Source organism: Bacillus sp. OTU530 (genome assembly GCF_038440375.1).
Window position 1 is genome coordinate 1 of record NZ_JASATP010000043.1, and the last position, 18,720, is coordinate 18,720.

General features: G+C 42.6%; 15 protein-coding genes and 3 tRNA genes. 13 read left to right on the forward strand and 5 right to left on the reverse strand.

Annotation, left to right across the window (positions count from 1 at the left end; all coding sequences use genetic code 11):
- Positions 1-17 precede the first annotated feature (17 nt).
- The 3 genes from AAHB12_RS23520 to AAHB12_RS23530 all read left to right on the forward strand — a co-directional run bounded on the left by AAHB12_RS23520 (position 18) and on the right by AAHB12_RS23530 (position 262).
- Positions 18-92 (forward strand) — tRNA-Asn (locus AAHB12_RS23520).
- Positions 93-95: 3 nt separating this feature from the next.
- Positions 96-186, forward strand: a tRNA-Ser gene (locus AAHB12_RS23525).
- 4 nt (positions 187-190) lie between these two features.
- Positions 191-262, forward strand: a tRNA-Glu gene (locus AAHB12_RS23530).
- A gap of 12 nt (positions 263-274) precedes the next feature.
- On the opposite strand, the gene AAHB12_RS23535 is transcribed toward AAHB12_RS23530, so the two are convergent.
- Positions 275-400 carry a hypothetical protein gene (locus tag AAHB12_RS23535; RefSeq protein WP_281278913.1) on the reverse strand — a complete coding sequence of 42 codons (126 nt, stop codon included), beginning with the start codon at positions 398-400 and terminating at the stop codon, positions 275-277.
- A 696-nt stretch (positions 401-1,096) separates the two neighbouring features.
- On the opposite strand from AAHB12_RS23535, the gene glgB reads away from it, so the two are divergent.
- Genes glgB through AAHB12_RS23560 form a run of 5 tightly spaced genes read left to right on the forward strand, consistent with a single transcriptional unit; the run spans position 1,097 to position 9,007 of the window.
- The gene (gene glgB / locus AAHB12_RS23540; protein ID WP_342047445.1) at positions 1,097-3,031 is read left to right on the forward strand and encodes a 1,4-alpha-glucan branching protein GlgB; all 1,935 of its coding nucleotides are present in this window, start codon (positions 1,097-1,099) and stop codon (positions 3,029-3,031) included.
- Positions 3,006-4,109: a glucose-1-phosphate adenylyltransferase gene (locus AAHB12_RS23545; RefSeq protein WP_342047484.1), complete on the forward strand. Its 1,104-nt coding sequence runs from the start codon at positions 3,006-3,008 to the stop codon at positions 4,107-4,109. The genes glgB and AAHB12_RS23545 overlap by 26 nt, the downstream gene beginning before the upstream one ends.
- Before the next feature lie 17 nt (positions 4,110-4,126).
- On the forward strand, positions 4,127-5,152 hold the full coding sequence (locus tag AAHB12_RS23550; protein ID WP_129730700.1) for a sugar phosphate nucleotidyltransferase: 1,026 nt from the start codon (positions 4,127-4,129) through the stop codon (positions 5,150-5,152).
- Positions 5,149-6,579, forward strand: coding sequence for a glycogen synthase GlgA (gene glgA, locus AAHB12_RS23555; RefSeq protein ID WP_342047446.1), 1,431 nt, complete (start codon positions 5,149-5,151; stop codon positions 6,577-6,579). Before AAHB12_RS23550 ends, glgA begins: the two co-directional genes overlap by 4 nt.
- Positions 6,580-6,598: 19 nt before the next feature.
- Positions 6,599-9,007 carry a glycogen/starch/alpha-glucan phosphorylase gene (locus tag AAHB12_RS23560; RefSeq protein WP_129730696.1) on the forward strand — a complete coding sequence of 803 codons (2,409 nt, stop codon included), beginning with the start codon at positions 6,599-6,601 and terminating at the stop codon, positions 9,005-9,007.
- A gap of 262 nt (positions 9,008-9,269) precedes the next feature.
- Here the strand turns inward: AAHB12_RS23560 and AAHB12_RS23565 are convergent, their stop codons facing one another.
- Positions 9,270-9,995, reverse strand: a complete 726-nt coding sequence (locus tag AAHB12_RS23565) for a lipase family protein (protein ID WP_129730694.1) — start codon at positions 9,993-9,995, stop codon at positions 9,270-9,272.
- A gap of 321 nt (positions 9,996-10,316) precedes the next feature.
- Positions 10,317-11,102 (reverse strand): TIGR00266 family protein, encoded by a 786-nt coding sequence (locus tag AAHB12_RS23570; protein ID WP_342047447.1) that lies wholly within the window; start codon positions 11,100-11,102, stop codon positions 10,317-10,319.
- A gap of 321 nt (positions 11,103-11,423) precedes the next feature.
- On the opposite strand from AAHB12_RS23570, the gene AAHB12_RS23575 reads away from it, so the two are divergent.
- Entirely contained in the window at positions 11,424-11,624 is a 201-nt protein-coding gene (locus AAHB12_RS23575; RefSeq protein WP_129730690.1) for a cold-shock protein, read from the forward strand.
- Positions 11,625-11,722: 98 nt separating this feature from the next.
- Here the strand turns inward: AAHB12_RS23575 and AAHB12_RS23580 are convergent, their stop codons facing one another.
- Both AAHB12_RS23580 and AAHB12_RS23585 read right to left on the reverse strand, forming a co-directional pair.
- Entirely contained in the window at positions 11,723-12,463 is a 741-nt protein-coding gene (locus tag AAHB12_RS23580) for a TraR/DksA C4-type zinc finger protein (RefSeq protein WP_129730688.1), read from the reverse strand.
- Between the two features lie 248 nt (positions 12,464-12,711).
- Positions 12,712-13,665 carry a 1,4-dihydroxy-2-naphthoate polyprenyltransferase gene (locus AAHB12_RS23585; RefSeq protein ID WP_129730686.1) on the reverse strand — a complete coding sequence of 318 codons (954 nt, stop codon included), beginning with the start codon at positions 13,663-13,665 and terminating at the stop codon, positions 12,712-12,714.
- A gap of 193 nt (positions 13,666-13,858) precedes the next feature.
- Between AAHB12_RS23585 and AAHB12_RS23590 the strand changes: the two genes are divergently transcribed.
- From AAHB12_RS23590 to menB, 4 genes are read left to right on the forward strand one after another with little or no spacing between them, the layout of a single operon-like run.
- Positions 13,859-15,256 carry an isochorismate synthase gene (locus tag AAHB12_RS23590; RefSeq protein ID WP_129730684.1) on the forward strand — a complete coding sequence of 466 codons (1,398 nt, stop codon included), beginning with the start codon at positions 13,859-13,861 and terminating at the stop codon, positions 15,254-15,256.
- On the forward strand, positions 15,253-17,016 hold the full coding sequence (gene menD / locus AAHB12_RS23595) for a 2-succinyl-5-enolpyruvyl-6-hydroxy-3-cyclohexene-1-carboxylic-acid synthase (RefSeq protein ID WP_342047449.1): 1,764 nt from the start codon (positions 15,253-15,255) through the stop codon (positions 17,014-17,016). Before AAHB12_RS23590 ends, menD begins: the two co-directional genes overlap by 4 nt.
- Complete coding sequence (menH, locus tag AAHB12_RS23600; RefSeq protein ID WP_342047450.1) at positions 17,006-17,833, forward strand: 2-succinyl-6-hydroxy-2,4-cyclohexadiene-1-carboxylate synthase; 828 nt, start codon at positions 17,006-17,008, stop codon at positions 17,831-17,833. The genes menD and menH overlap by 11 nt, the downstream gene beginning before the upstream one ends.
- Before the next feature lies 1 nt (position 17,834).
- Positions 17,835-18,653, forward strand: coding sequence for a 1,4-dihydroxy-2-naphthoyl-CoA synthase (gene menB / locus AAHB12_RS23605; RefSeq protein WP_129730678.1), 819 nt, complete (start codon positions 17,835-17,837; stop codon positions 18,651-18,653).
- Positions 18,654-18,720: the final 67 nt, after the last annotated feature.

Below are 18,720 nucleotides of genomic sequence, written 5' to 3' on the forward strand. Positions count from 1 at the left end.
ATTCAAAATTTAATTATTCCGCAATAGCTCAGCGGTAGAGCAATCGGCTGTTAACCGATAGGTCGTAGGTTCGAATCCTACTTGCGGAGCCATACAGAGAAGTACCCAAGTGGCTCAAGGGGCTCCCCTGCTAAGGGAGTAGATCGGGTAACCGGTGCGAGGGTTCGAATCCCTTCTTCTCTGCCATTTAGGCCCGTTGGTCAAGCGGTTAAGACACCGCCCTTTCACGGCGGTAACACGGGTTCGAATCCCGTACGGGTCATATAAAAAAGAGTTAGCGAAATTTCGCTAACTCTTTTTTATTTTGTGCTTTAAGAAAGAAACCCGCTAGCCAATTACGGCAGAGTAAAAAGGAACAAATCAGCATCTCTCCACGTACATTCATAACGAATACTCGCAAGTTTCGTTCCTCCTTAGAGTTTGTTTCCCTTCGTCCATGTTGAATCAGCTTCCTGCACCAGGTTGACCGTTCCTACCTCTTAGAACTGTTACAGAGCCTGAACGACAGATTGTGCTTGGGAATCACACAAAGCCGTATTGACTGACCCAACGTAGTCCCTCGCTATGGCTCACCATATACCAGAGACTCAGACTAGACAACTAAGCTTTTTCAAGCCCCCACTTTCGACCAACGGAAGTCCCCTTGTGGGAAAAACGTGTTAACGTTTAAGCGATGGGTAGTTGACTGTGCCCTATTTTGTCTACTGCAAGGATCTAATTAAATCCCCCCTCTAGCTCTTCTCTGAAAACGTCTGGTTCATTTTTGTTGATGAAATATTTTACAATTGATCAAAGCTTTTTTAATAAAGTTATGTGGATCATTAATATCGCTATTTCCTCTAAAAGTATAACTTAAAAGAATAACATGCCATATTAAAATCAAGTTTTTCTCCAAAAGGAATAACGCTTTTTAGGTTCAAAACGATTTTAATTTATTTATCGCCAATATATGATATAAAACGCCTGATTCGGCGAAAAATGACATATTTTAGCGAACGAAACTATGGGATTTTGCTCGAATTTTGCAAGGGATTTAAGCTTTTTTACAGAATACCTTTATGTAAGAAATGTTATTTATCTTTGTGAGGTGAAACACATGGTTACAACCCATCCTACAGATTATGAAGTTCATTTGTTCCATGAAGGGAGTTTGTACGAAAGCTATCAGGCCTTTGGAGCACATATAACAACCGAGGGTGGAATTGAGGGGACTCGTTTCTCTGTCTGGGCTCCCCATGCTAAAAGCATCAGTGTTGTTGGTGAGTTTAACGACTGGAGCAGAGAAGATTATGTAATGGAGAAGCTAAATCCCGAGGGCATTTGGTCCTTGTTTATTCCAAGTATTGGTCAAGGAGAGTTATATAAGTATGCGATTCAAACAAAGGACGGCCGAGTCCTGTTAAAAGCAGATCCTTATGCATTTTTCTCTGAATTAAGGCCGAATACAGCTTCTATTGTCCATCCTTTGGGAGAATATAAGTGGAATGATCAAAAATGGATGCGTGCTAAAAAGCGAAAGAAAGTATTTGAAGAACCTATGGCCATTTATGAGCTTCATTTTGGTTCGTGGAAGCTAAAAGAGGATGGTTCTTTTTATTCATATCGTGAGATGGCAGAGGAACTGATTCCATATGTTCTGGAGCATCAGTTTACACATATTGAAATTATGCCGCTTGTTGAGCATCCATATGATCGCTCATGGGGATATCAAGGAACCGGTTACTATTCTCCAACAAGCCGTTATGGTAAGCCTGAGGATTTAATGTATTTCATTGACCGTTGTCATGAGCATGGCCTCAGCGTGATTTTAGACTGGGTGCCTGGGCATTATTGTAAGGATGCACATGGGTTATATATGTTTGATGGAGAACCTACATACGAATACACAGACATCCATGTAAGGGAAAATCCAGTATGGGGGACAGCAAACTTTGATGTAGGAAAGCCTGAGGTTCAGAGTTTTCTCATTTCCAACGCATTATTTTGGCTGAAATATTATCATGTAGATGGATTTCGGGTTGATGCTGTTGCGAACATGCTGTATTGGAATGCACATGGACAGTTTCAAAAAAATGAATTAGCCGTTTCTTTTTTACAGAAACTGCATGAGGCAGTGTTCGAGTATGATCCAAGTGTTCTTATGATCGCAGAAGACTCTACCGATTGGCCTCTTGTAACGGCCCCAACATATGAAGGGGGTCTCGGCTTCAATTATAAGTGGAATATGGGCTGGATGAATGACGTGCTAAAGTATATGGAATGCGAGCCGGAGCATCGGAAGCATATCCATGATAAAATCACGTTTTCTTTGCTGTATGCCTATTCGGAAAACTTTGTTTTACCGCTCTCTCATGATGAAGTGGTACATGGAAAGAAATCACTCTTAAATAAAATGCCTGGAGATTATTGGCGTAAATTTGCACAACTTCGGCTTCTATATGGCTACTTTATGACACATCCCGGGAAAAAGCTGCTGTTCATGGGCGGGGAATTTGGGCAATTTGATGAATGGAAAGACCTAGAAGACTTGGATTGGGATCTTCATGAGTTTGAAATGCACCGTCTTATGAATGATTATTTCAAAGAATTAATGACGCTGTACAGGAATTCTAAACCGTTTTGGCAGCTTGACCATACACATGAAGGCTTTGAATGGATTGATGCGGATAATCGTGAGCAAAGTATTTTCTCCTTCATTCGCAAAGGGAGCAAGGAAGACGATATGCTGATTGTTATTTGTAACTTTACGGAACATGTGTATGAGAACTACCGAATAGGAGTTCCATCGTTCAATTCGTATTCAGAAATTCTGAATAGTGATGGCACGCAATATGGAGGGTCTGGGCAAATAAATGGAAAAAGAATCAAAACGGTTCATGAGCCATATCATAGTCAGCCGTCTCATATTGAAATGACAATACCGCCTTTTGGAATAGCTATATTAAAACCAGCGAAAGCAAGGAAGGGGAATAAAAGCGATGGGACAGAGAAAAAAGTGCGTAGCCATGCTGTTGGCCGGGGGACAAGGTAGTCGTTTAAGTGCTCTTACAAAATATTTAGCCAAGCCTGCTGTACCGTTTGGGGGAAAATATCGTATTATTGATTTCACTTTAAGCAATTGTGTAAACTCAGGCATTGAAACAGTCGGTGTTCTTACACAATATCAGCCTCTTGTGCTTAACTCTTATATTGGAATCGGCAGTGCTTGGGACTTGGATCGAAATAATGGGGGAGTTACAGTGCTGCCCCCTTATTCGGAATCATCAGGCGTAAAGTGGTATACAGGTACGGCAAGTGCAATTTATCAAAATATAAACTATCTAAAGCAATATGACCCTGAGTATGTTTTAATTTTATCAGGTGACCATATTTATAAAATGGATTATTCTAAAATGCTTGATTATCATATTGAAAAGGATGCGGATGTTTCTATTTCTGTTATTGAGGTGCCTTGGGAGGAAGCGAGCCGCTTTGGCATTATGAATACAAACGAAGCTATGGAGATTGTGGAATTTGACGAAAAGCCGCAGTTCCCAAAAAGCAACCTTGCATCCATGGGGATTTATATATTTAAGTGGTCTATTCTAAAAGAATTTTTGGAGATGGATGAGCGAAATCCAGATTCAAGCAATGACTTCGGCAAGGACATTATCCCACTTTTACTTGACGAAAACAAAAAAATTGTTGCATATCCATTTCAAGGCTATTGGAAGGATGTTGGAACAATCAAAAGCCTATGGGAAGCGAATATGGATCTGTTAAAGGGTGATTCCACTCTTAATTTGTATGACCGGGATTGGCGCATTTATTCCGTTAATCCAAATCAGCCTCCGCAGTATATTGCACCGAATGCGGTTGTAGAGGAATCGCTTGTAAATGAAGGTTGTATGATTGAGGGAGAAATCCAGCATTCTGTAGTGTTTCAGGGTGTGATTGTTGGAGAAGGAAGTAGCATAAAAGATTCCGTTATTATGCCGGATGCACGTATAGGGAAAAATGTAAAAATTGAAAGGGCAATTATTGCGCCTGGAATGATCATAGAGGACAATGCTGTTATTCGTCCGTTAAAAAATAGCGAGGATGTTATTCTCTTGGCTGATGAAATCTGAAGGGGGACTAGGTAAATATGAACGAATCCATGTTAGGAATTATTAACGCAACGTATGACTTTTCATCTTTACAGGCACTGACACAGCATCGCTCTTTAGCTGCCCTTCCTTTTGGGGGGCGGTATCGCTTAGTTGATTTTATGTTATCAAATATGGTTAATTCTGACATTCATAGCGTGGCGATTTTTACTGGGCATAAGAACCGTTCCTTAATGGATCACCTCGGATCTGGTAAACAGTGGGATTTGGATCGCAAACGAGATGGCCTGTTCGTATTTACGCCAAACAGTCAAGGTGATAACGAAGAATTTGGTTCCTTCAATCATATTGCTAGAAATATGGACTATTTTCTGCGAAGCAAACAAAAATATATTGTGATTACGAATTGTCATATTGTCGCTGCAATGAACTTTAAACCAATTTTAAGGCGTCACATTGAAGCAGGGGCGGACATTACAGAAGTACTTCATGATGGACAATCCCTGCAAACATATATTATGGAAAAGGATTTGCTGCTGGATCTATTCCATCAATATAAAGATAAAGGATTCCATAGTTTAATAGATGTTGTTAAAGAGCAATGCAGTACTTTATGCTCACATAAATATGAGTATGATGGCTATGTTGCAATCATTGATTCAATAGAGAGCTATTATAAGCACAGCATCGAAGTGTTAAAGCCGGAAGTATGGAAACAATTATTTATGACAGGGGAGCCTATATTTACAAAGGTAAAGGATCAGCCTCCAACACGATATGGCAAGGAAGCGAAAGTAGGCAATTCCATGATTGCCAATGGCAGCATTATTGAGGGGCAGACAGATAATAGTATTATCTTCCGTTCTGTGAAAATTGGAAAAGGTTCTATTGTCCGAAATAGCATCATTATGCAAAAAAGCCAAATTGGAGAGAATTGTGTACTAGACGGCGTAATCATCGACAAAGATGTTAAAATTGAGGATGGAACAATTTTAACGGGGACAGCAGAGGTTCCGTATGTAGTCGAAAAAGGAACAGTACAAGGAGCGTTGATGAATTCGTGAATATTTTATTTGCAGTATCTGAGTGCGTACCATTTATTAAGTCGGGAGGTCTTGCCGACGTAGCGGGTGCGCTCCCAAAGGAATTGAAAAAGCTTGGCATGGACGTACGCGTAATGTTGCCCAAATATAGCCTTATCTCAGAGAGGTTACGTGAATCCAGCACTTTGCGAAAAGTGATTACAGTACAGCTTGGCTGGCGTAATCAGCATTGTGGTATTTTCGAAACAGAGCTAGATGGCATTACGTACTACTTAATAGATAACGAATATTACTTTAAAAGGGATTCTTTGTACGGTCATTATGATGACGGTGAGCGCTTCTCCTTCTTTTCTAAAGCTGTGTTGGAGAGTATTCCACATCTGGACTTTATTCCGGATGTTTTACATTGTCATGACTGGCATACAGCAATGGCCAACTACTTGTTGAAAGAGCAATATAAGGGAATTGAACCGTATTCAAATATAAAAACTGCATTTACAATCCATAATCTACAATTCCAAGGGATATTCCCTTATAGTGTGATGCACGATTTGCTTGGTCTTGGAACTGAGCATTTCACAAATGACCGGCTTGAATTTTATGGAAATATGAATTTTATGAAGGGTGGCATCGTCGCATCTGACGTGATTACGGCGGTCAGTCCGACATACAAAGAAGAAATTCAATACCCATTTTTTGGAGAAAAGCTAGACGGCTTACTGCGGGAATGTAACTATAAGCTAGCTGGTATTGTGAACGGAATTGATGATGCTTTTTATAATCCGCGCACTGACCAAGAAATTGCAGTGCAATATAGTGAAGCAACACAAGAGCTTAAACAGGAGAACAAGCGTGCGCTGCAGCGCCGGTTTGAATTGCCGGAACGTGCAAATGTACCTATCATTTCTATGGTAACCCGCCTTACAAAGCAAAAAGGGCTTGATTTAGTCCAGCGTGTATTTCATGAATTAGCAGCTGAGGATGTACAAATTTTAGTTGTTGGGTCAGGGGATCGGGAGTATGAGAGCTTTTTTAACGAAATGGCAGCTAGGTATCCTGACAAGGTGAAGGTATACATAGGATTTAATGAATCGCTCGCACATCAAGTGTATGCAGGTGCTGATTTATTTTTAATGCCATCTTTATTTGAGCCGTGCGGTCTTGGACAGCTTATAGCTTTACAATATGGCACCCTGCCGATTGTAAGAGAGACAGGGGGACTGAACGATACAGTACAGTCGTATAATGAGAGTACAGGAGAAGGCAACGGGTTCAGTTTTGCGAATTTCAATGCGCATGATATGCTGCATACTATTCTGAGAGCTGTTTCGTGCTATCACCAAAAAGAAGTATGGGATACGCTTGTAAAGAGAGCGATGAGTGAGGATTACAGCTGGGGACAGTCAGCAAGACAGTATAAGGAGCTGTATGAAAGCTTAGTCGACTAGTGATAGAGAGGTGAGGCGCATGTTTTCAAGTAAAGAAGGCTTTAAAGCAGCTTTTTTGGATAAGCTCGAAACCATGTACGGGAAAAGCTTCAAAGACTCCACACCAAGAGATCAATATAATACATTAGGGCATATGATTCGGGAGTATATTAGCTCCCGTTGGATTGCTACTAATGAGAGGAATCGTACAGAAAATCATAAACAAATGTACTACTTGTCTATTGAATTTTTGCTCGGTCGTTTATTAGGCAGTAATTTAATGAATCTCAGCATTTGGAAAACGTGCGAGGAAGGACTTCAAGAACTAGGGATTAGCTTGAACGAGTTAGAGGAAAATGAAGCGGACGCTGGACTTGGGAACGGTGGACTTGGAAGGCTTGCAGCATGCTTTCTTGATTCTTTGGCTTCTCTGAATTTACCAGGACATGGATGTGGGATTCGCTATAAGCATGGTTTGTTCGATCAAAAGATCGTAAATGGCTATCAGGTTGAACTGCCAGAGCAATGGCTTCGTCACGGGAATGTATGGGAAGTGCGCCGTCATGATCAAGCGGTTGAAGTTAGCTTTTGGGGAAATGTAGAAACATCCAAGATAGGTGGAAAGTTAGAGTTTCATCATCGTAAGGCGGAGGTCATTATGGCGGTGCCATATGATATCCCAGTTGTTGGATATGATACAGAAACGGTGAATACGCTGCGTCTGTGGAATGCGGAGCCTGTGCCGTTTCCGCCGAATAATCAAAACGTACTCGTATATAAACGAGAAACAGAGGCTGTTTCAGAGTTTCTGTATCCTGATGATACACATGATGAAGGGAAAATATTGCGCCTAAAGCAGCAGTATTTTCTCGTGTCAGCCAGTCTACAAAATATTGTAAAGCTGCATCGCGAACGAAATGGAACATTAAGAAACCTACATGAGAAGGTTGCCATTCATATTAATGATACCCATCCTGTTTTAGCTATTCCTGAATTAATGCGCATTTTGCTGGATGAGGAAAAGCTTAGCTGGGAGGAAGCCTGGAATATTACCGTAAATACAGTCTCATATACGAATCATACAACCTTATCCGAGGCGCTTGAAAAATGGCCTGTTCGTATTTTTCAACCGTTACTGCCTCGTATCTATATGATTGTGGAGGAGATTAACGAGCGTTTTTGCCGTGATTTATGGGATAAGTATCCGTATGATTGGAAGCGCATTGAGGACATGGCCATTATCGCTCATGATCTTGTTAAGATGGCACACCTTGCCATTGCAGGAAGCCATAGTGTGAACGGTGTTGCAAAAATTCATACAGATATTCTGAAGAAGCGGGAGATGCAGCTGTTTCATGAGTATTATCCTGAAAAGTTTAACAATAAAACAAATGGTATTACGCATCGACGTTGGCTGCTGAAGGCAAACCCGCAGCTTGCAAGCCTAATTACTGACACAATTGGTCCAGGCTGGATTCGAAAGCCTACGGAGCTGCAGGCTCTTGCGAGTTATAAGCAAGATGCCGCATTCCGTGAGAAATTTCATGGCGTTAAGCAGCTTCGAAAAGAGTTGCTGGCAAAGCGCATTGAAGAACAAACAGGAGTACGGGTTGATACGAATTCAATTTTTGATGTGCAAGTAAAGCGTCTGCATGCTTATAAACGGCAGCTGCTGAATGTATTACATATTATGCACTTATACAATCGTTTGAAGGAAGATCAAAGCTTTACGATGCATCCACGCACTTTTATTTTCGGGGCAAAGGCTTCTCCGGGCTACTACTATGCGAAAAAAATCATCAAGCTGATTAATGAAGTGGCAGAGAAGGTGAACAATGACCCGCAAACAAGGGACCGTTTAAAGGTTGTCTTTTTAGAAAATTATCGTGTTTCCTTAGCTGAAGATATTTTTCCTGCCGCTGATGTGAGCGAACAAATCTCTACAGCCAGCAAGGAAGCATCTGGTACAGGAAATATGAAATTTATGATGAATGGAGCAGTAACAGTCGGCACATTAGACGGAGCGAATATTGAAATTCAAGAAGAAGCAGGGACGGACAATATTTTCATCTTCGGTCTAACGGCGGAAGAGGTGCTGCACTATTATCAAAGCGGGGGCTATCGTTCTAGTGACTACTATCATCATGATAAACGAATTAAAAAGGTAGTTGATCAGCTTATCAATGGATTTTTCCCGGATGGGGGAGATGAGTTTGAAGCCATTTACGACTCCCTTATTGTCCAAAACGACGAATATTTTGTACTCCGTGATTTTGCACCGTACGTCGATGTGCAGGATCTGGTTGGAAAGACCTATGAAAATCGGAACCGTTGGCTCGAAATGAGCATCTCGAATGTAGCGCGGTCGGGTTATTTTACAAGCGACCGTACCATTTCCCAATATGCTTCTGATATTTGGCACATTAATCCTGTTTTTGCTAGAAAGTGAATACAGAATTTTGGATACTGATTATCTCTATAGGAGAAAATCAATGTAAATAACCCGCGTCGATAGCGCGGGTTATTTGTTGTACTATAGGAAAGTATGAATTTCCAGCTAGAAGTTCATTTTACATAATTGTGAACTTTAGGAATACAGTGCAAGTGCAACTACGCTTCTGTCTTCGCCCAAGGACAGGCTCGCCAATCGGCGAGGTTTCTGGGGATATCTATCTCTATTTGGCAAACTGTTTGAGGATGTCGTCTACCTTTCATGGCCAGCGTTCAATTGCCGACTTATAGGTGGTAATGTGATGATTTTTAGATATAGATCCAAGGTTTGAGGTAAATGTGATGCTATTGTTAACATGAAAATATTCATATTCTTGAGATGCTTTTTCAAACTTAATCTTGTGTGGCGGGAGGAGTGGGACCACATCAAAAAGATTGACAATCCGGAAGGTTTTGGAGACCTGTAAATTGTAGTAGTTGCGGAAAGCGATATCGCCTGTTTTGGGGGCAGCGAAATTATACATCATATAATCTGCAAATGAAGTATTTACTCTAGCATCAAGCATATGGAGAATGGCAAGAGCGCCTCCTAGACTATGACCGGTTACAAGTAATCTTTTTTGCTTTGGAAGCGTGACAAGCGTTTCCATAATAGAATCACGACACGTTTCGTAGATAGAAAGAAAGCCACTGTGAACGAGACCGCTGTTTGCTGTGTACGGATAGATACGTTGGTTGATGAGAGAATCGGCAATCCAATCAGTGTCGGACTGTGTCCCGCGAAATGCGACAACAATCTCTTGTTCTGATTCGGCAATAAAGCCGAACCATTCCGTTGTTCCGATGGCTTGGGCTTGAAAACCGCATATATGCTGAAAGCCTTTTGGCGGTTGAAATACACCGTTTTGTTTGTACTGTTCATACGTTAACTCGCAGCAGTCAGCCAGAAGCATGGCGAGCTCTTTGTCGGCGGCTGAAAATAACATATTGGACCCCCCTTAGCCCTATATCGTGATGCGCAAACACTATCCAATATATGAGGAGACAGAGGCAATCATGCAGACTGGATGCTGGAGCCCAGCCTGACAAAGCTGTACTTGCTTTTAAAAAAACATATCAATCGATGAGAATGGGCGGGAGAAAACTGTGGCGAGTCCTGCACTTGGGCGAAGACGGGGGCATAGTTACATCTATACTGTATTGCTAAAATTTCCTGCTACATCGAAGGATCTTCCAACTGGAAATTATACTTTCTTACAGTGAAATATGAAACGAACCAGCATCGCTTTCGATGCTGGTTCGCTTTGTTAATCGATCCCATCTAACATACGACCGATTCCTCCAAGAACACTGCCTTCTCCACCGCCTTTAACACCTGCTGCGGAGCCAGCGATACGCTGCGCTAAACGGCTGAGGGTTAAGGATTGAATCCAGACAGTACCTGGACCTTCTAATGTGGCAAAGAATAGTCCTTCTCCACCGAATAAAGCTGTTTTCACATTACCGACAAATTGGATATCGTAGTTGATTGTCTTTGTCATTGCTACAAGGCAGCCTGTATCAATACGGAGACGTTCTCCTGGCTGCAGGTCACGTTTGTATATTGTTCCCCCAGCATGCATAAAAGCCAAGCCATCACCTTCAAGCTTTTGCATAATGAAGCCTTCCCCGCCAAAGAAGCCTGTGCCCAGCTTTTTTGTGAACTCAATGCCGATAGAGACTCCTTTTGCTGCGCAAAGAAATGCATCCTTTTGACAAATAATCTTTTCGCCGTATTGCGTTAAGTCTACTGGAACAATTTTTCCTGGGTAGGATGCTGCAAAGGATACACGGCGTTTCACGCTACTGTTATTTGTAAAAACAGTCATAAACAAGCTTTCGCCAGTTACCATTCGTTTTCCAGCACCCATTAATTTTCCAAACAGTCCTTTTGGCTCAGAGCCGTCACCAAACACTGTTTCCATGTCAATACCATCTTCCATCATCATCATCGCACCAGCTTCTGCGATGACGCTCTCACGAGGATCTAACTCAATTTCGACGAATTGCATGTCATCTCCGTAAAGCTTGTAATCAATTTCATGTGCCTTCATTTTAATTCACCTCTCCTGTTGTTTGCTGCCCTGCCTATTATCCTGTATGTATATCTCCATTTTATCGAAAAGACAGTAAGAGTGGAATGAATTTTTTGTTATTTTTTACAATTCAATCCGTAGTTTTCAGTTGACTGAATATACGTTTTCATGATAAATTAAAGTAACTATTGAACTACATATAGTCTTTCGGAAATAAAGCACGTCTTTACCCATGGTTTGATGTTTTCGTCACATGCTTGGAACAGATCGTTTTCTTTATATCCTCCTATATGTGGGGTAAATAGTTTCATTTTTTTCTTATATTTAGGAGGTACTACAATGCAAGTAGGTAAAGTAAAATGGTTTAACGGTGAAAAAGGTTACGGATTTATCCAAGCAGAAGACGGAAACGACGTATTCGTTCACTTCTCCGCAATCCAAGGAGAAGGATTCAAAACTTTAGAAGAAGGCCAAGAAGTTTCTTTCGAAGTTGTTGAAGGAAACCGCGGACCACAAGCTGCTAACGTAGTAAAGAAGTAATAAGATAATGAGCATTCCAGTAATGGAATGCTCTTTTTGTATTATGGCAAGCAACTATATTGAAAGGTGTATCGTTCATATTGTTTGAAACAACTGTCCTATTGTCTCGGATAATAACTGTTTTCTGAGAGGTCTCCTCGATAGGCTTGCTCGTCGTAGTCATCAATCATATCTTCATACAGCTCATGGTCGTCTCCAGGGTAGACCTGTGGATTTTTTCCATATATATCTGTTCCGATGAAGTTTTCAAATGACTCTACATATCCTATGGGCTCATCAGATTCATTAAACATGGAGTTATAGTGCTTACTATCGCGTCTTTCAAAATCAGAAGGCGTCTCCGATGTTCCGTAATTCGCTACATCCTGCCAGCTATCCTCGGAATCATACGCAACATTTTCCCTTTTGTTGTCCATATCATGAATACCGAAAGGCGGGTACAACACCTCTTCCTCAACTGGACGTATATCCAATCGGAGCTTATTATGTGTATGTTCTATCAGCGTTGTAGCAGTCGGCATAGCTTCTAAACGCTCAAAAGGAATCTCTTCGCCAGATACCTCGCAAATACCATATGTGCCATTTTCGATCTTTTCTAATGCATATCTTACATCCGCTAGTTGCTTTTCACGAAATTCAATGATGCCAAAATCCTTTTCTCGCTCAAATAAATCGGTCGCTGTATCGCCTGGGTGGTTGTCGTATAGAGAAAGCTCACTTGTAGCGTCGCGCATGCCATCTTTATCGTTATTGTGATGCATTTGAATGCTGTATTCCAGTTCTTTTTCTTCATGGAGCAGCGTTGCTTTGAACTCGTCCAGCTGTTGTTGAGAAAGCATACTGGTCACCTTCCTCTGTGTAATCTCTTTTGTAGTATGAACCATTTTGCTAAAAATATAAGGAAGGGAAGCGTGTAAGCCAACATTCAATTCGGTTGCTAAAATTCGTTGATTGGCGAGCCGTTAGGCAAAGAGAGAAGCATAGCTGTATTTACACTTTATTTCTAAAACTTTCTAACGATTCAATACGCTTCCAGTTGGAATTTTATCCTCCTAAAGTGTAAAAAAACGCAGGTAAGGCCTGCGTTTTAAAAGAGATAATCCAATAATAAACCAAGTGCAAACAGGAATCCAAAAATGGTGTTCGTCTGCGCAGTCGCTTTCATTGCCGGCATCATTTCAAGCGGAATGCGTTTGCCAATGAAGCCTTTTGTCGCAGCGATTGCTTTAGGAATACTCAGAAATACGATAAAAATCCAAGCCGATACCATGCCTGTAAAAACAAGTGCGACACACCAAATATAAGAGATGATGAACATCCCAGCTAGCACGCGAATCGCATTTTGACGCCCGACGAGAATAGCCAGCGTCTTACGGCCATTTTCTTGATCCCCGTCTAAATCGCGAATGTTGTTCGAAAGCAGAATAGCTCCAATTAAGATAGAGGTTGGAACCGACAGGATGATAATCTCCGGTACAATCGTTCCTGTTTGGATAAAGAAAGCGATCCCGATAATAATAACGCCCATAAATAATCCAGCTGTTACTTCACCAAACGGTGTATAAGCAATTGGCAGAGGACCGCCCGTGTAAAAATAACCGACGGCCATACTAAGAAGACCGATTAAGGCAAGCCACCAGCTCGAATGTATACAAATGTAAATGCCGATTAGCATAGAAGCAGCAAAGAAGCTATATGCCAAATATAAGACTGTTTTTGCTTGGATGCCTTCGCGTACAATCGCGCCTCCAATTCCTACAGAGCCTTCATGATCCAAACCTCTTTTATAATCGAAATATTCATTGAACATATTCGTTGCCGCTTGTATGAGAATACAGGCAAGAAGCATCATAAAAAAAAGAGGAAGATTTATCTTATCGATCCCTCCGATGTGAAGTGCATAAACAGTTCCGATAAAAACCGGAATAAATGCAGCTGTTAGCGTATGTGGACGAAGTAAGTTCCACCATACATGCCAGCTTTTTCGCTGCTTTGTTTTCGGCTCTGTAAAAGAGGAGTTCGTTTCTATTTTCATATTCATAAGAATCCTCCTTTTTGTCACATAAAGTACAAAATTAAGTTTAGGTAACCGACGTATACAGTGTCAACGTTTTCCTTCAGGAGGCTGTAATTTCCGCAAAAATGCTAAAGATTGACACAGGTTTCGTTCGGGGTGTATCTTAAAAATACAAGGGTAATTTCAGTATGTTTACCCGAGTAAGGGGGAAATCAAAGTGCTTCGAACAGAACACAAGGGATTACATCAATCGCTCCTTACTGCTATACAACAAGCTGCAATAGACACGAAAGTATTAGTCAGTGCCGTAAAGAAGGTAGAGTGGACAGATCCGCTTCTTTTTTATGCGGCCGCAAAACAATTCGGGTACACGGAGCGGTTTTATTGGTCCGATCCAGAACAACATATAGTTTTCGCAGGAATTGGATCTGCTTTCACTATAGCAAATTCTTCTCAAAAGCGCTTTCAGGATACGCAGAATCGATGGCAGCAGCTTCTAAATGGTGTCATTGTGCACGGACCGGCCTATTCGTTTGGGACAGGACCTCTGCTGTTTGGCGGATTTTCCTTTGATCCGCTAAAGCAGAAAACGCAGCTTTGGGAGACGCTTTCCGATACAGTCTTAGTATTGCCGTCCTTCCTGCTTACAATGAAGGAAGGAGAATCTTGGCTGACAATTAATCAGCTTGTAGGGCATGATGATTGTGCAGAGGATCTGTATGAGCGTATGCAAAATATGGAGGAACAGCTGCTCCAGCATAGCAGACAGCCTTTGTCAGAACAAGGAAGCGTTATTGTTAGCCAACATGAGGTACAAACGAAAAGCTGGATGGAAGCAATTCAAGCCGTTCAAAGTGAAATGAAGCAAGGACGTGTGCAAAAGGTTGTATTAGCGCGTGAATTGCGATTAACAGCAGAAAATGAATTTGATTCGGCGCATATTGTTCAAGCATTACGCATCGGACAGCCGGATTGCTATATTTTTTCAATTGATTATCAAGATACCTGCTTTCTTGGTGCAACGCCTGAGAGGCTCGTTAAAAAGGAAGACCAATTGTTCACCTCTATGTGCTTAGCCGGTTCTATTGGACGCGGCAATACGGAAGAGGAGGATGAACAGAATGCAGCAGAACTGCTGCAGGATGAGAAAAACTTAGTAGAGCATCGCTATGTTGTAGATATGATCCGTAAGGTTATGACATCCGTTTGCACTGAGGTAAATATTCCGCATCAGCCCGGAGTTATGAGGACAAAGAACCTAATTCATCTCTATACGCCAGTAGAAGGGAGGGGGGTGTGCAATTTGTTTGAAATGGTAGAGAAATTGCACCCCACTCCTGCTCTGGGAGGTACCCCGCGCGAAGAGGCGATGGAGCTGATTCGTGAACAAGAAGACCTAGACCGCGGTTTGTATGCAGGTCCAATTGGTTGGATTGACTATAAGGGAAATGGAGAGTTTGCGGTTGGGATTCGTTCTGCACTTATACGGGGGGCGAATGCTTCCTTGTTTGCAGGGTGCGGTATTGTAGAAAGCTCACAGCCGCACATGGAGTATGAAGAAACAAAAATGAAGTTCAAACCTATGCTATCCGCATTAGGAGGAAGTATGAAATGAGCTATACAGAAGCGTTATCCTATTATTTAGGGGCTTTTGTTGATGAGTTAACACGTCTTGGCGTGTGCGAAACCGTCATCAGCCCCGGTTCCCGCTCAACGCCGTTAGCTATGCTAATGGCAGAGCATGAAAGCATGAAAACCTATGTACATGTGGATGAGCGATCGGCTGCTTATTTTGCGCTTGGCATTGCCAAGGCAAAGAGGAGGCCTGTAGCTATTCTTTGTACATCTGGTACAGCGGCAGCCAATTATTGGCCGGCTGTAAGTGAAGCATTTCACTCCCGTGTGCCGCTGCTGATTCTAACGGCCGATCGACCGCACGAGCTGAGAGATGTAGGGGCGCCGCAAGCCATGAATCAGCTGAACTTGTTTGGATCCTTTACGAAGGAGTTTATCGAAATGGCGTTGCCTGAAGCATCAGAACGAATGTATCAATACGTTCGTACGACGACGGCAAGAGCCATTGCTGTCATGAACGGGGCGCCAAGCGGTCCTGTTCATATGAATTTTCCGCTTCGGGAGCCGCTTATTCCGAATTTCTCTCTGCCAAACCTTTGGGAAGGAGGGAAGGCTGGGCGCGCGAATCAGTATACATCTGTTACGTTTGGGAATTCAGTCCTTCCACCCTTCCATGCGGGATCGCTAAGTAAACGTCTTGCATCTATGGAAAAGGGGCTGATTGTCTGCGGTGAAATGAATGATCCTTCGTTTGCTGAAGAGGTTGCTGCCTTCGCCGCAGCATATCAATACCCGATTTTGGCAGATCCGCTCTCTAATGTGCGCAGCGGTAAGCACGAGAAAGAAAATGTGTTAGAGTGCTATGATGCCTTCTTGCGTAATGAGGAGATTCAGAATTTGCAGCCGGACATCATCATTCGTTTTGGAGCTATGCCTGTTTCGAAAGCATTAACACAGTATATACAGTCCAGAACGTCAGCAGTCCATCTCGTGATTGAAAAAGGGGGCTGGCGTGACCCTGCTTTAATTGCATCCGAGATGATATATGCGGACGAGGTCTCTGTTTGCAGACAATTAACCGCATTTGCTTCTGCAAATCAGAGGGAAACAGCCTGGCTTCGTATGTGGCGTGAGCTGAATGCACTTGCACGCGAGCACCTATCCTACGCTGGTTTGGATGAAGAGCCATTTGAAGGGCGTGTGATGATGGAGCTGGCAGATGTATTACCGGATCAATCGGCACTCTTTGTAGGTAACAGCATGCCGATTCGAGACGTGGACACTTTCTTTTTGACGAGAGATAAAAAGATCAACATTTTGGCCAACCGCGGCGTGAACGGAATTGATGGAACTGTTTCGACCGCTTTAGGTGCTAGTACGCATTATGAGCCGCTTGTGCTTGTCCTTGGCGATTTATCTTTTTATCATGACTTAAATGGATTATTGGCGGCAAAACTGCACAACTTAAATGCGACAATCGTTGTGATTAACAATGATGGCGGGGGGATTTTTTCATTTTTGCCGCAATATGCAGAGAAGAAGCATTTTGAAGCATTATTTGGAACGCCGCTCGGACTTGATTACGAGCATGTTGTCAACATGTATCATGGGGTTTTCAGCCGTCCAAAAACATGGGAGCAATTCCGGAGTGCAGTAGCTAACGGCATTTCCTCTAACGGCTTACATGTGATTGAGATTCGTACAAACCGTGAATCCAATCTGCAAATGCATCGTGCTTTGTGGGCAACCATTTCCACGTCTGTAACAGAGAGGCTGCGAGGGAACCGTAATGCTGATTAAGCTTGGTGGCATGCATTATGAATATGAAATTACAGGAAGCGGTGACGCGCTTTTACTGCTGCATGGCTTTACCGGAAGTAAAGATGTGTGGCGCCGCTTTCTTCCCTTGTGGAGCCATGACTTACAGGTCATTACTGTTGACCTGCCGGGTCATGGGAAAACGGACAGCCCGAGCGATTGGGCGCGTTACAGCATTGAACAGACTGCTGCTGATATGATTGCCCTTCTTGATGCCTTAAAGATAAAACAGGCGCATGTGCTCGGCTATTCAATGGGGGGACGGCTTGCTATTACGATTGCTTCTTTATATGCAGAACGGGTACGGTCGCTTGTGCTTGAGAGCTGCACCCCGGGTTTAGAAAGTGAAGAGGAGCGCGAGGAACGCAAGCGGCAAGATCAGCAGCAGGCAGATTTTATCATGGAGCATGGTCTAGAGGCTTTTGTGGAGAGGTGGGAGAATATCCCCTTGTTTGCCTCTCAACAGCAGCTGCCCTATTCTGTGAGGGAACAAATGCGGCAGCAGCGTTTGCAAAATAACACGCTCGGTTTAGCAAATAGCTTGCGCGGTATGGGGACGGGAATGCAGCCCTCTTGGTGGAGTTCCTTGCATAGGCTGTGCATGCCCGTTTTATTGCTTGGGGGAGAATATGACGAAAAGTTTCTCCGTATTTTACAATGTATGGAGCAGCGGCTTCCTAATGCTGAATTTGTACAAGTTTCTGGTGCGGGTCATACAATTCATGTGGAACAACCAGAAAAGTTTGATACAATAGTAAGGAGCTTTTTCCAAGCACAATATTTAGAAGGAGGTTTATAACATGGCTTTTGAATGGGTACAACAAGGAAAGTATGAAGATATTATTTATTCTACATACAACGGTATCGCTAAAATTTCGATCAATCGTCCAGAAGTACATAACGCATTTCGTCCAAAAACAGTGTCTGAGTTAATTGATGCATTTGCGCGTGCGCGTGATGACGCTTCTATTGGTGTGATCATTTTAACAGGTGAAGGCGGTCGTGCATTTTGTTCCGGCGGTGACCAAAAGGTACGCGGTCACGGCGGATATGTAGGAGAGGACGAAATTCCTCGTTTGAATGTACTTGATTTACAACGCTTAATCCGTGTGATTCCAAAACCGGTTATTGCAATGGTAGCAGGATATGCAATTGGCGGAGGCCACGTTCTTCACATCGTCTGCGATCTAACGATTGCAGCGGATAATGCGGTATTTGGCCAGACTGGACCGAAGGTAGGTAGCTTCGATGCTGGCTACGGATCAGGTTATTTAGCTCGTATTGTTGGCCATAAAAAGGCGCGTGAAATTTGGTATTTATGCCGTCAATATAACGCGCAGGAAGCGCTGGACATGGGCCTTGTAAATACAGTGGTTCCGCTTGAACAGCTAGAAGAAGAAACAGTAAAATGGTGTGAGGAAATTTTAGAGAAAAGTCCAACAGCAATTCGTTTCCTAAAAGCAGCCTTTAATGCAGATACAGACGGTCTTGCAGGTATTCAGCAATTTGCTGGAGATGCAACATTATTGTATTACACAACGGAGGAAGCAAAAGAAGGACGCGATGCGTTTAAGGAAAAACGCAAGCCAGATTTCGGTCAATTCCCTCGTTTTCCTTGATAGAAAAAAGGCTTGATGCATTGTCATCAAGTCTTTTTTTCACTGTAAGAAAGTAGAAATTTCCAGC

What these genes read in the sequence shown, in the direction of transcription:
- menD (WP_342047449.1), top strand. Translation starts at nt 15,253, where the DNA reads ATGAGCTATACAGAAGCGTTATCCTATTATTTAGGGGCTTTTGTTGAT.
- AAHB12_RS23585 (WP_129730686.1), bottom strand. Translation starts at nt 13,665, where the DNA reads ATGAATATGAAAATAGAAACGAACTCCTCTTTTACAGAGCCGAAAACA.
- AAHB12_RS23560 (WP_129730696.1), top strand. Translation starts at nt 6,599, where the DNA reads ATGTTTTCAAGTAAAGAAGGCTTTAAAGCAGCTTTTTTGGATAAGCTC.
- AAHB12_RS23545 (WP_342047484.1), top strand. Translation starts at nt 3,006, where the DNA reads ATGCTGTTGGCCGGGGGACAAGGTAGTCGTTTAAGTGCTCTTACAAAA.
- menB (WP_129730678.1), top strand. Translation starts at nt 17,835, where the DNA reads ATGGCTTTTGAATGGGTACAACAAGGAAAGTATGAAGATATTATTTAT.
- AAHB12_RS23575 (WP_129730690.1), top strand. Translation starts at nt 11,424, where the DNA reads ATGCAAGTAGGTAAAGTAAAATGGTTTAACGGTGAAAAAGGTTACGGA.
- AAHB12_RS23550 (WP_129730700.1), top strand. Translation starts at nt 4,127, where the DNA reads ATGAACGAATCCATGTTAGGAATTATTAACGCAACGTATGACTTTTCA.
- AAHB12_RS23565 (WP_129730694.1), bottom strand. Translation starts at nt 9,995, where the DNA reads ATGTTATTTTCAGCCGCCGACAAAGAGCTCGCCATGCTTCTGGCTGAC.
- AAHB12_RS23580 (WP_129730688.1), bottom strand. Translation starts at nt 12,463, where the DNA reads ATGCTTTCTCAACAACAGCTGGACGAGTTCAAAGCAACGCTGCTCCAT.
- menH (WP_342047450.1), top strand. Translation starts at nt 17,006, where the DNA reads ATGCTGATTAAGCTTGGTGGCATGCATTATGAATATGAAATTACAGGA.
- glgB (WP_342047445.1), top strand. Translation starts at nt 1,097, where the DNA reads ATGGTTACAACCCATCCTACAGATTATGAAGTTCATTTGTTCCATGAA.
- AAHB12_RS23570 (WP_342047447.1), bottom strand. Translation starts at nt 11,102, where the DNA reads ATGAAGGCACATGAAATTGATTACAAGCTTTACGGAGATGACATGCAA.